We start from the raw sequence: 12,713 nt of genomic DNA, 5'->3' as shown, positions 1-12,713 counted from the left end.
GCGGTGCCGGCGGCGGCCGAGCTCGGCGAGCGATGCGCGTTTCCGCTGGCGCTGATCGCCCCGCGGCTGCCGCCGTTTGCCGTCCCGGACGGACACACCGAGGACAGCTGGCTGCGGCGGCTGGCCCTGGCCGGCGCCGAACAGCGCTACGGCCCGCCCGCGGGCGCCCCGCGTGCTTACGCTCAGATCGAGCGTGAACTGGAAGTCATTGCGCAGCTGGGTTTCCCGGGCTACTTCCTGGTGGTGCACGACATCACCCGGTTCTGCCGGGACAGCGACATCCTGTGCCAGGGCCGGGGGTCGGCGGCCAACTCCGCGGTCTGCTACGCCCTCGGCGTCACCGCGGTCGACCCGGTGGCCAATGAGCTGCTGTTCGAGCGGTTCTTGTCCCCGGCCCGCGACGGCCCACCCGACATCGACATCGACATCGAATCGGATCGCCGGGAAGAGGTGATCCAGTACGTCTACGACAAATACGGTCGCGACCACGCCGCCCAGGTCGCCAACGTCATCACCTACCGGGGTCGCAGCGCGGTGCGGGACATGGCCCGCGCGCTGGGTTACTCGCCGGGCCAGCAAGACGCCTGGAGCAAGCAACTGGGCCGCTGGGGCTCATTGCACCGCGCCGACGACGCTGATATCCAGGGCATGCCCGAGCAGGTTATCGACTTGGCTACCCAGATCGCCGACCTGCCAAGGCATCTGGGCATCCACTCCGGCGGCATGGTGATCTGTGACCGACCGATCGCCGACGTGTGCCCGGTGGAATGGGCGCGGATGCCCGGCCGCAGTGTGCTGCAGTGGGACAAAGACGACTGTGCAGCCATCGGTCTGGTGAAGTTCGATCTGCTGGGGCTGGGCATGCTCTCGGCGCTGCACTACGCGATCGACCTGGTGGCTGAGCACAAGGGCATCGCGGTGGACCTGGCCGCGATCGACCTGTCCGAACCGGCGGTGTATGAGATGTTGACCCGCGCCGACTCGGTCGGGGTGTTCCAGGTGGAGTCGCGCGCGCAGATGGCCACCTTGCCGCGGCTGCGCCCGCGGGTGTTCTACGACCTGGTGGTGGAGGTGGCGCTGATCCGGCCCGGGCCGATCCAGGGCGGTTCGGTGCACCCCTACATTCGCCGCCGCAACGGTGTCGACCCGGTGACCTACGAGCATCCGTGCATGGAGCGTGCGCTGCGGAAAACCTTGGGAATTCCGTTGTTTCAAGAGCAGCTGATGACACTGGCGGTGGACTGTGCCGGTTTCACCGCAGGGGAGGCCGACCAGTTGCGGCGCGCGATGGGATCCAAGCGGTCGCCGGAGCGGATGCGCCGGCTGCGGAGTCGGTTCTACGACGGCATGGCGCAGTGCCACGGCATCACCGGTGCGGTAGCCGACCGGATCTACGAGAAGCTGGAAGCCTTCGCCAACTACGGGTTTCCGGAGAGCCACGCGATGAGCTTCGCGTCGCTGGTGTTCTATTCGGCCTGGTTCAAGCTGCATCACCCGGCGGCGTTCTGCGCCGCACTGCTGCGGGCGCAACCGATGGGCTTCTATTCGCCGCAGTCGCTGGTCGCCGACGCCCGCCGGCACGGGGTCGTCGTGCACGGCGTGTGCGTCAACGCCAGCCTGGCGCACGCCACGCTGGAGCACGACGGCACCCGGGTCCGGCTCGGTCTGGCCGCCGTCCGCGGCATCGGCGTCGACCTCGCCGAGCGACTGGTAGCCGAACGCGAGTCTCACGGGCCGTTCAGTTCGATACTGGATCTGACTGCCCGGGTACAGCTTTCGGCGCCGCAGGCCGAGGCGTTGGCGACCGCCGGGGCGTTCGGCGGATTCGGCATGTCGCGCCGCGAGGCATTGTGGGTGGCCGGCTCGGCAGCGGGACAACGGCCGGACCGGCTGCCCGGGGTGGGAGTGTCCGGCTGTGATGGGCACACTCCCGAGCTGCCCGGGATGAGCGAGATCGAACTGTCGGCCGCCGACGTGTGGGCCACCGGGGTGTCGCCGGACAGCTTCCCGACCCAGTTCCTGCGCGCCGACCTCGACGCGGCCGGGGTCGTCCCGGCCGGACAGCTCACCGCCGTCCCGGACGGCACCCGGGTGCTGGTGGCCGGCGCGGTGACCCACCGGCAGCGGCCGTCGACCGCCCGCGGGGTGACGTTCGTCAACCTCGAGGACGAGACCGGGATGGTCAACGTGCTGTGTACGCCGGGGGTGTGGACGCGGCATCGCCGATTGGCGCAGACCGCAACGGCACTGCTGATCCGCGGACGGGTGCAGAACGCCAGCGGGGCGGTCACCGTGCTGGCCGAGCGGCTGGGCGCACTGGAGTTGGTGGTGGGGTCGCGCTCCCGGGACTTCCGCTGAGCCCGGGATATGCCCCGGACTCAATCTCCGGCCGATTAAACTCTGCGGCGATGGACGAGGTCGGTCGAATCACCGGAATCTGGCGCTACCCGGTGAAATCCATGGCAGGGCAGCGCGTCACCACCGCCGAGGTCGGCAAACTGGGCCTACACGCGGACCGGACGTGGGCCGTCCGCGACCTGGAGAAGAACGCGACCACCAGCGCCAAGCGGCTGCCGGGGCTGCTGTTGTGCACCGCACGTTATGCGCTGCCGCCACCGCCGGAAGCCGGTCCCGGCCACGCGCCGGAGGTGGTCATCGGATTCCCCGACGGCAGCGAGATATCCAGTTCCGATCCGGGAGTCCACGCCGCGCTCTCGTCGTACCTCGACAAAGACGTCGAACTGCGGCCGCTGCCACCGATCGAGGACCGTGACCAGTATCGCGGGACGATGGCGAACCCAGCCGATCTGCACCAGTACTTCGGGCTCGACGAGGACGAACCGCTCCCTGACCTGTCGATGTTCCCGGTCAAGAAGCTCGCGGAATTGAGCCGCTACATCACGCCGGTCGGCAGCTATGCCGACGCCTATCCGGTGCACGTGGTCACCGAGCAGACGCTGCGCACGATGGCCGCCCTGGCGCCGGGTTCCGACTTCGACGTTCGCCGCTTTCGTCCCACGATCCTGGTTGATGCGACCACCACGTCCACCACGTCCGGCCAGCCGGAGACCGACTGGTGCGCAGGCACGTTGCACGCGCCGCGGGCCGCCCTCAAACCGCTGCTGCCCACCGTCCGCTGCGTGATGCCATCCCACCGGCAATATGAGCTGCGCCGGGATCGACAGATCACCCGCACCCTGGTGGCGCACGCACACCACTGCCTCGGTGTCTACGCAACGGTCGCCCGAAATGGCCAACTCCGCGAGGGGGATCCGCTTGGTTTCGTCCCGTCGGATCGCTCGCTTATTGCCGCCACCGCCGGAGCGGGCGCCATGCGGGTCAAACGTCTGCTGATGAAGGCCGGCGCCACGGCGATATCGCGCGGTGCGAAACGCCGGCAGCATCAGCCGCGATCCGGTGAGCAGGCTGTCGAGAACAGCTAGCCTCGCTGCATGAACCTCAACTTGTCCGCAGACGAAGTCCTGACCACCACCCGTTCGGTCCGCAAGCGCCTCGACCTGGACAAGCCGGTTCCCCGCGAGGTGTTGATGGAGTGTCTCGAGATCGCCCTGCAGGCGCCCACCGGTTCCAACGCCCAGGGCTGGCAGTGGATGTTCGTCACCGACCCGGTCAAGAAGCAGGCGATCGCCGACATCTACCGCGCCAACGCCGAGCCCTACCTGGACCGGATGAGGCCCGACTACGGCGAGGGCGATGTGCGCGGCGAGCGAATGGAATTCGTCAGCGACTCGGCCAGATACCTGATGGAGCACATGCAGGACGTGCCGGTGATGCTGATCCCGTGCCTGGAGGGCCGGCCGGAGAAGGCCCCGCTGGGCATCAGCGCGTCGTTCTGGGCGTCGCTGTTCCCGGCCGCCTGGAGCTACTGCCTGGCGTTGCGCAACCGCGGGCTGGGTTCCTGCTGGACGACGCTGCACCTGCTCGAGGACGGCGAGCTGCAGACCGCCGAAGTGCTCGGCATCCCCTACGACGACTACAGCCAGGGCGGGCTGTTCCCGATCGCCTACACCAAGGGCACCGACTTCAAGCCGGCCAAGCGGCTGCCGGCCGAGCAGGTGGCGCACTTCGACAGCTGGTGACCCACGGCGATTGCAAGCGCCTCACACCCCGCCGGGGAAGCCGTGCTGGCGCCACGCCTCATAGGCCGCGACCGCGGCGGCATTGGACAGGTTCAGCGAGCGCCGGCCGGCCAGCATCGGGATACGCACCTGCCCGGTGATGTGCGGATCGGCCAGCGTCGCCGCGTCCAGCCCGTCGGGCTCCGGGCCGAACATCAGCACATCACCGGCCCGGTAACACACGTCTGCGAACGAGGTGTCGGCGTGCGAGGTGAAGGCGAACACCCGCGCCGGCATCAGCGCTGCCCAGGCATCCGGTAACGACGCGTGCACCGTGACCGCCGCCAGGTCGTGATAGTCCAGCCCGGCGCGGCGCAGTTTGGGCTCGGACAGATCGAAGCCCAGCGGCTCCACCAGATGCAGCTCCGCGCCGGTGGCCGCCACCATCCGGATCGCGTTGCCGGTATTGGGCGGGATGCGCGGTGAGTGGAACAACACTTTGAACACAACTGATGTTGGCACGTCAGCGTGGCAAACCGGATACCTGGGCGCGTCGGTCTGCAGGTCTAGCGACCGCTCACGAATATGGCCCGTAGTAGTCCCGGCACGGGGTGAAGACATTCACCCAGCCCTGCCCGCCGGGGCACCACCGCTGCACATCATGAGGCCGGTTGCGCTCCGGCAACAGCCGGCACTCGCTGACACCGGGCAGGATGCAGTCCTGGCCGTAGCCCGGTTCGGCCTGCGCCGGGGCCGTCAGCCCCAGCAGTCCCGCGCCGGCCGCAGCGACCACCGCCGGCACAATCCGAGTCAGCCGCGTCATGCTGCGATTGTCCATCGGCCCACCGACACGTCACCGGCCGTGCTGTTCGGGGGAGCGGAACGGCGCTTTCGCCCGGCGGCGTCGGCAGGACACGGAACCGTCTCGGGAGCTGCGCCTTTTCGGTAAAGGCTATGGTGATGGCACACGCAGACTGTCATACTCGTCGAATTGCCGACTGAAGTCGGCCCAGATCAAGGCGGGTCTCACACCGCTGTCGGTTCAGCGGGTGCGATGTGCCGGAAGCTCCGATGAATGAAGGCGCAAACGGTGAATTTCAGCCGAGCGGTCGGTGAACCGGCCGCCGAGCAGTGACGCTCTTCGACCACCCGGACGAGGTGGATCCCGCCCTCGACGGCCTGGCCGACCGTGAGAAAGAATCCGCTGCAGCGGCGGTGAAACGTCCGTCGCGGTGGTCGGTGCGCAACTGGCCGGTGCGATGGAAGGTGCTGGCGATCGCGCTGCTGCCGATGCTGCTGGCCGGTGTCTTCGGCGGGCTGCGTATCTCCGGTGCGCTGTCGGAGGCCAACCGGCTTCGGCTGGTCGCCGACCGCGCCGAGATGATCCCGGCCATCACCAATTACATGTCGGCGCTGGGCGACGCGCTGGTGGCGGCCTCCTCCGACGGCGACGCCGAGGGCGCCCGGAAGAACTTCGAGAACCGGATGTACGAGCTCCAGTCGCGGCTGTCGCATACCGACGTCGCGGCCGACGTTCGCTCCGGGGTGGGCACGCTCATCGAGCGGGGCGAGGGCCTGCTGGACGCGGTGTCGACCGCCGGTTTGGGGCTGCGCGAGGAGGTGACCGGCTACGCGCCGATCCTGCTGACCGCCGAGGACGCCATCAACGGCTCGGTTCGGCTCGACAGTGAACGGATCCGGGCGCAGACCGAGGGCCTGAGCCGCGCCGTCGGCGCCCGCGGTCAGATGATGATGCAGGAACTGCTGGTCAACCGGGGCGGTGAGGTTCCCGACGCGGAACTGCGCAGCTCGATGATGACGCTGGCCGGCACCGAGCCGTCCACGCTGTTCGGGATGACCGAGGTACTCGGAGTCGACTCCCCGGACGCCAAGGCCCTGCAGCAGCAGCTGGTGACCCGGATGGCGATCATGTCCGATCCGGAACAGGTGCTGCCCAACAACCCGGTGCTGCGGGACTCGATCCGCACCACCGACCAGATCGCCGCGCGGCTGATCGCCGAGAACACCGGGGCGGTGACCAGGGCGGTGGAAGACCGCGCCGCCGACCGCCGCGCCGCCGCCATCCGTGACATCGCACTGGTGCTGGCCGCGACCATCGCCACGCTGCTGGCGGTGTGGCTGGTGGCGCGCTCGCTGGTGCGGCCGCTGCGCACGCTGCGAAACAGCGCACTGCAGGTCGCCCACTCCGATCTCGAACACGAGATCGCCCGGGTGCGTGCCGGTGACGAACGCGAACCCGCGCCGTTGCCGGTCTACACCACCGAGGAAGTCGGTCAGGTCGCCCACGCCGTCGACGAGTTGCACGCGCAGGCGCTGCTGTTGGCCGGCGACGAGGCCCGGCTGCGCCGGCTGGTCAACGAGATGTTCGAGACGATGTCGCGGCGCAACCGGTCCCTGGTCGACCAGCAGCTGGCGCTCATCGACCGGTTGGAACGCAACGAGGATGACCCGGACCGGCTGGAGAGCCTGTTCCAGCTGGACCACCTCGCCGCGCGGATGCGACGCAACGGCGCGAACCTGTTGGTGCTGGCGGGGGCGCGGGTGCCGCACGAGCGGGGACAGGCGACCCCGCTGGCGACGCTGATCAGTGCCGCCGCCTCGGAGGTGGAGGGCTATCAGCGGGTGCAGACCGTGTTGGTGCCCGACGTCACGGTGATCGGCGCCGCGGCGGCCGACTGTGTACACCTGCTCGCGGAGTTGATCGACAATGCGCTGCGCTACTCGGCGCCCACCGAGCCGGTGCGGGTGGTCGCCGGGCTCGATAACGACGGCGGAGTGGTGGTCGAGGTCGTCGACGTCGGTTTGGGCATGACCGACTCCGATCTGCGGATGGCCAACATGCGGCTGGCCTCCGGCGGTGAGTTCAGCCCGGAGAACGCCCGCCACATGGGTCTGTTCGTGATCTCCCGGCTGGCCCACCGGCACGGGATCGAGGTCCGGTTGTTCCCGGCGTCGCAGGGGTCGCGCGGTATCACCGCCGAGGTGTACCTGCCGCCGCACCTGCTGAGCTACCGGGAGATCGAGGAGCCGGCCCCGCCGTCGTACCACGCCGGCCCGAGCCACCCCGAGGCATACCAGGACTACCAGCCTGACGAGCACTACCAGCCTGAGACGTATGAGCCCGCCGGGGCGCATGAGCGGTACGAGACGCACGAGCCCTACGAGGACTCGCCGGAGCCCGGTCCGGTCGTCTCGCTGCTGCCGCGACGGACCCCAGGGTCCAGTGGCATCACCGGGATGCCCGCCGGGTCGCCGGTGCGGCCACCGGCCGACCACGAGGCCGGCCGGGGGCGCCGCGAACTGCCGCAACCCTGGTGGGAGGCCGACGAGCAGGCCGCCCAGCAGGCCGCAGACCAACGTCGGGAACCGGCCGAGGACGATTTCGTCGAACCCGAGCCGGTGATCGAAAAGTCTTCTCCGGCAGACACTTCGGCATACTTCGGGGCGCGGGCCCGGTTCCGCCGCGCCACCGAGGACACCGGCAGCGACACCGACACGATCTATCAGCGGATGCTTTCCGAGTCGCCGGGCAGCGATCCCAACGAGCCGGGTCTGCGCGCCGACCTGGACTGGCAGTCGGTGTGGGACCGCGGCTGGTCGGTGGCCGCCGAGGTGGAGAACATGCCGGTCACCGCCCACACCGAACACGGCCTGCCGGTGCGCGAACCCGGCGCCCGGCTGGTGCCCGGCTCGGCCGAAGCCGAACCGCCGCCGGCGGGTTCGGGCCCTCCGGCGCAGCGGCTGGACGACACCGGCGAACCGGTAGCATCCAACGGCGGGCCGGCCCACGAGGCGCCGGCACGGGATCCCGCGGCGATCCGCTCCTCGATCAGCAGCCACTTCGGCGGGGTGCGCGCCGCGAGATCGCACGCCCGGGAAAACGACTTCGGAAACGACTTCGACACCGACCAGGGACAGAACCAGCAATGACTTTTCCCACCGACCACAGTGACCAGCGGCGCGCTCCCGAAGGCTCGCTGGACTGGCTGGTGACCAACTTCGCCCGCGAAGTTCCGGGGGTGTCGCACGCGGTGTTGGTGTCGGTCGACGGACTGACGGTCGCGGCCAGCGAGCACCTGCCCAAGGAGCGCGCCGACCAGCTGGCCGCCGTGGCGTCTGGACTGGCCAGCCTGGCCTCCGGGGCGGCGCAGTTGTTCGAGGGCGGCCGGGTGCTGCAGTCGGTGGTGGAGATGGAGCACGGTTACCTGCTGCTGATGCGGGTCGGCGACGGCTCGCACCTGGCGACACTGGCGAGCGCCTCCTGCGACATCGGCCAGGTCGGCTACGAGATGGCGGTCCTGGTGGAACGGGTCGGCGCGGTGGTGCAGTCGGCGCGCCGGTCCGCGGCGCCGTCGCCGGGCGGCCGGTCGTGAAGGTCCGGTGATGGACCTACCCGGCTTGCCGGAGGTCCGCCAGGCCCCGGAAACCGAGGCCAGCCTGGTGCGCCCGTACACGCTGACCGCGGGCCGCACCCACACCGAGGTCAACCTGCCGCTGGAGGCCCCGGTGCAGACGGTGCGCCGGGCGCAACCCGGCCAGTGGCCGGCCGGTGATCCGCGCGGCCGTATCGTCGAACTGTGTCAGACCGGCCCGTCGGTTGCTGAGATCGCTGCTCGGCTGGACCTACCGGTGGGTGTGGCACGCGTTCTGGTGGGGGATCTGGTCACGTCGGGACACCTTCGGGTGCGTCGCACGCTGAGCGAGGCGTCCACCCGGGAAGAACGACGGGAACTGATAGGAAGGACGCTTCGTGGCCTACGAGCGCTCGGCTAGTCCGATCCGCCCAAGGGAGTCAGCATCGACGAAGATCGTCATCGCCGGGGGGTTCGGGGTCGGCAAGACCACATTCGTCGGCACGGTCTCGGAGATCATGCCGCTGCGCACCGAGGCGTTGGTCACCGACGCCTCGGCGGCCGTCGACACGCTCGACGCCACCCCGGAGAAGCGGACCACCACGGTGGCGATGGACTTCGGCCGCATCACCTTGGCCGACGACCTGGTGCTGTACCTGTTCGGCACGCCGGGGCAGCGCCGGTTCTGGTTCATGTGGGACGACCTGGTTCGCGGCGCCATCGGCGCAATCATCCTGGCCGACTGCCGGCGGTTGCAGGACAGCTTCGCCGCCGTCGACTTCTTCGAGCACCGCAACCTGCCCTTCCTGATCGCGGTCAACGAGTTCGACGGCGCCCCGCGCTATCCGGTCGCCGCGGTGCGCAAAGCACTGGCGTTGCCCGATCACATCCCGGTGATCACCGTCGATGCGCGCGACCAACGGTCTGCCCGCGACGCGCTCATCGCGATCAGCGAATACGCGCTGTCGGCGCTGGCGCCCGCGCAGGGCTGATTCGCCGCACAGTTACCGCCGCCGCCGTCGTCGTCGCACACTCAACGCCGCCGCCGCACACTCAAATCGCAGCTCGGCTGACCTGTGGATGACCGAAAGTCTCGGCGGCCCGCGCACGTGATGCTGGTGAACCGTGGCAGAACCATTCATCGGGAGCGAGGCACTGGCCCGCGGCGAACTCAATCGCCACGCGTTGCGGATCAACTATTCGGCGGCGTACCCCGATGTCTACGCTCCGGCTCAGGTGCCGCTGCTGCTCGCCCAGCGCACTATGGCGGCGTGGCTGTGGTCCGGCCGATCCGGCGTCGTCGCCGGCGCGGCGGCCGCTGCTCTGCATGGCAGCAAGTGGATTGACGACGACGTGCCGGTAGAGCTGGTGTATGCCAACCCGCGGGCACCGGCGGGGGTGATCGCGCGGCGGGAGACCCTGTTCGATGACGAGGTGCAGATCCTTGCCGGCCGCGATGATCGAATGCTGGTCACGACCGCCGTGCGCACTGCCTTCGACATGGGGCGACGCGGCCAGCTGCCAGAGGCGGTCGCCAGGGTCGATGCGCTGACTCGGGCCACCGGGCTTTCGCTCGGTGACGTTGTCGAATTGGCCCGACGGCATCCCCACATGCGCGGGCTGAGACAGCTAGAACGCGCGTTGCGCCTGGTCGATCCCGGTGCCGAGTCGCCTCGCGAGACCTTCTTGCGGCTGCTGCTCACCGATGCAGGGCTGCCCCCGACGCAGACCCAAATCCCGGTGCCGACCGCCGATGTCACCTACTACCTGGATATGGGCTGGCCGGACGTCATGGTGGCGGCGGAGTACGACGGCGAGCAGCACCTGGTCAACTCCTGGCAGTGGCGCAAGGACATCATCCGGCTGGAGACACTGGCCCGGATGGGCTGGATTGTCATCCGGGTGATCGCCGCGGACCGCACGCCCGAGATCGTCCGGCGAGTGCGCGTGGCGCTGAAGTCCCGCGACTATCGGCCAGCGTTCATTGTGCGTTGACGGCGTTGAGTGTGCGGACACGGGGACACGGGGACACGGGGACACGGGGGACACGCGGACACGCTCAGCGTTTGAGCCGGATCTTCCACCACACCACCAGGGCGTAGCAGACCGACAGCACGGCCAGCATCCCCATATCGAGCAGCCAGATGCCCCGGGTGTGGTCCCACAGCCGGTCTTTGGGGATCTGCGGGGCGTCCATCAAGGTGTTGAAGTCCACGGTCGACCCGCCGGCCGCGTACCCCCAGCGCGCCGGCGTCAGCCAGGACAGCTGGTCGAGGCCGGCTCGGCCGCCGACCGGGATCATGCCGCTCGAGAGCACCAGCTGCGACATGATCGACACCACCAGCATCGGCATGATCTGCTCGTTGGACTGGGCGAACGCCGACAGCGCCAGGCCGAGGATCGCCGAGGCCACACAGGTGCCGGCCACCCCGAGGAACAGCTCGAAGTTCACGCTGCCGAACAGCACCGCGTCGCGCGCCGGGCCGCCCTTGCCCAGCACCACGATGGTGGTGGCGATCGCGGCCTGGACGGTGGCGAACACGCAGAACACCGCGATCTTGGCGAGCAGGTAGGCGACCGTCGACAGTCCGACGGCCTGCTCTCTTCGGAAGATCGGGCGTTCGCCGATCAGGTCGCGGATGGTCAGTGCGGTGCCCATGAACACGGCGCCGATATTGAGCAGCACCATGATGTATCGCGGTTCGGTGGGGGCGTCAGGCCCGGGTATGCCCAGCCCGTGGTCGCCCTCCACGGTCAACGACAAGATCCCGACGATGAACGGCAGCAACGCCAAAAATATCGAGTAGCCGCGATCGGAGACGATCAGCCGGACCTGCCGGCGCGCGATCGTCGACAGTTGTTTGAGCAGACTGGTGGCCGCCGGTTTACCGAGGTCGGCGGGGGGTGTCTCGGCCAGCGCCACCGAGGACCGCCGGCCCCCTTCGCGCTCCAGAAAGCGCCGGTTGGCTTCGTCGGGGTCGGCGCCCACGTTGGCGAAGATGTCGGCCCAGTTGCGGGTTCCCAGGGCGGTCTCCACCTGGTCGGGCGGGCCGATGAATGCCGTCTTGCCGCCGGGAGCCAGCAGCAGGATCTGGTCGCAGACATCGAGGTAGGCCACCGAGTGGGTGACCACCAGCACCACGCGTCCGGCGTCGGCGAGACCGCGCAGCATCAGCATGACCTGACGGTCCAGTGCCGGGTCCAGGCCCGACGTCGGTTCGTCGAGCAGCAGCAGCGACGGCCCGGTCAGCAGCTCCAGCGCCACCGAGGCGCGTTTGCGCTGGCCGCCGGAGAGCTTGTCCACCCGGGTGTCGGCGTGCTTGGTCATCTCGAGTTCCTCGAGTACCTCCGCGACGGCCTGATCGCGATCGGCCTGGCTGCTGTCGGGCGGCAGCCGTAGCTCGGCGGCGTAGCCCAGCGCCTGGTTCACCGTCAGCTGGCGGTGCACCACGTCGTCCTGCGGGACCATCCCGACCCGGCTGCGCAGCGAGGCGTAGTCGGCGTGGATGTTGTGGCCCTCGAACAGCACGGAGCCGGAGCTGGGCCGGGTGTAGCCGGCGATCAGCCGGGCCAGCGTGGTCTTGCCGGCGCCGGAGCCGCCGATGATCGCGGTCAACGTGCCCGGACGGGCGGTCAGCGAGATGTTGTTGAGCAGCCGCTTGCCGCCCTCGACGTCGAAGCAGACGTCCCGGACTTCAAGCCCGCCACTGCCCGTCGCGGTCTCGGTGCGGCGTACCAGGCTGCCGCCGTGGAATTCCAGGTCGACGTTGCCGATTGTGACCAGGTCGCCCTCGGTGAGGATCGCCGAGCCGATCCGGACACCGTTGACGAACGTGCCGTTGATGCTTCGGCTGTCGCGGATTTCGGTGCCCAGCGGGGTCGGGATCAGCATGGCGTGGTGCCGGGAGGCAAGCACATCGGAGATGACAATGTCGTTGTCGGTGGCGCGCCCGATGGTCAACGCACCGGCGGGCGCATCCGGCGGCGAGGCGGATCCTGGCCGCAGGATGTCGATCATCCGGGTGGCGAGATTGCCGACCTCCGGTGGTTTGGCCGCCACCGGGGCCATCCGGGTGGCCGGTTGTCGCGGCGGCAACGGCTCGGCGGGCGCGGATGGCGCGAAACTCTGACGCAGGGCCGCGTCGCCGGACGGTCCCGCCGGGTATGCCGGTTGCCGGTGGGGCAGCGGCGGGGGCTGATACGGCGGCGGGCCGGGCCGCAGCGGCTGCTGGATGCCGGGGTGTCCAGCAGAGCGCGGATC

The 12,713-nt window shown here is 69.3% G+C and carries 11 protein-coding genes; 8 read left to right on the top strand and 3 right to left on the bottom strand.

From position 1 onward, the window contains the following. The 3 genes from DQP56_RS18470 to DQP56_RS18460 form a co-directional block, all read left to right on the top strand. On the top strand, positions 1 to 2,358 hold a 2,358-nt coding region (locus tag DQP56_RS18470; protein ID WP_112687861.1), incomplete at its 5' end, for an error-prone DNA polymerase. A gap of 50 nt (positions 2,359 to 2,408) precedes the next feature. After that, positions 2,409 to 3,443, top strand: a complete 1,035-nt coding sequence (locus tag DQP56_RS18465) for an MOSC domain-containing protein (protein WP_112687857.1) — start codon at positions 2,409 to 2,411, stop codon at positions 3,441 to 3,443. Between the two features lie 9 nt (positions 3,444 to 3,452). Next, entirely contained in the window at positions 3,453 to 4,100 is a 648-nt protein-coding gene (locus tag DQP56_RS18460; protein WP_112687855.1) for a nitroreductase family protein, read from the top strand. Between the two features lie 21 nt (positions 4,101 to 4,121). On the opposite strand, the gene DQP56_RS18455 is transcribed toward DQP56_RS18460, so the two are convergent. Beyond that, a complete protein-coding gene (locus DQP56_RS18455) occupies positions 4,122 to 4,586 on the bottom strand; it encodes a tRNA (cytidine(34)-2'-O)-methyltransferase (protein ID WP_013830131.1) in 465 nt (154 codons plus the stop codon). A gap of 70 nt (positions 4,587 to 4,656) precedes the next feature. Continuing rightward, positions 4,657 to 4,902, bottom strand: a complete 246-nt coding sequence (locus DQP56_RS18445) for a hypothetical protein (protein WP_133258964.1) — start codon at positions 4,900 to 4,902, stop codon at positions 4,657 to 4,659. A gap of 308 nt (positions 4,903 to 5,210) precedes the next feature. Here DQP56_RS18445 and DQP56_RS18440 point away from each other — a divergent pair, with 308 nt between their 5' ends. The 5 genes from DQP56_RS18440 to DQP56_RS18420 all read left to right on the top strand — a co-directional run bounded on the left by DQP56_RS18440 (position 5,211) and on the right by DQP56_RS18420 (position 10,447). After that, positions 5,211 to 8,030, top strand: coding sequence for an ATP-binding protein (locus DQP56_RS18440; RefSeq protein WP_112687851.1), 2,820 nt, complete (start codon positions 5,211 to 5,213; stop codon positions 8,028 to 8,030). Next, on the top strand, positions 8,027 to 8,473 hold the full coding sequence (locus DQP56_RS18435; protein WP_112687849.1) for a roadblock/LC7 domain-containing protein: 447 nt from the start codon (positions 8,027 to 8,029) through the stop codon (positions 8,471 to 8,473). Before DQP56_RS18440 ends, DQP56_RS18435 begins: the two co-directional genes overlap by 4 nt. Before the next feature lie 10 nt (positions 8,474 to 8,483). Next, a complete protein-coding gene (locus DQP56_RS18430; RefSeq protein WP_112687847.1) occupies positions 8,484 to 8,873 on the top strand; it encodes a DUF742 domain-containing protein in 390 nt (129 codons plus the stop codon). 4 nt (positions 8,874 to 8,877) lie between these two features. Further along, complete coding sequence (locus DQP56_RS18425; protein ID WP_112687859.1) at positions 8,878 to 9,444, top strand: GTP-binding protein; 567 nt, start codon at positions 8,878 to 8,880, stop codon at positions 9,442 to 9,444. A 133-nt stretch (positions 9,445 to 9,577) separates the two neighbouring features. Next, entirely contained in the window at positions 9,578 to 10,447 is an 870-nt protein-coding gene (locus DQP56_RS18420) for an endonuclease domain-containing protein (protein ID WP_112687845.1), read from the top strand. A 64-nt stretch (positions 10,448 to 10,511) separates the two neighbouring features. On the opposite strand, the gene DQP56_RS18415 is transcribed toward DQP56_RS18420, so the two are convergent. Further along, the coding region (locus DQP56_RS18415; RefSeq protein WP_205868913.1) for an ATP-binding cassette domain-containing protein at positions 10,512 to 12,713 on the bottom strand (2,202 nt) is incomplete at its 5' end.

The sequence above is a fragment of the Mycolicibacter senuensis genome (assembly GCF_003284925.1).
GTDB classification, from domain to species: domain Bacteria; phylum Actinomycetota; class Actinomycetes; order Mycobacteriales; family Mycobacteriaceae; genus Mycobacterium; species Mycobacterium algericum_A.
Note: the sequence above shows the minus strand (reverse complement) of the source record. Positions and strands in the feature narration are given on the sequence as shown.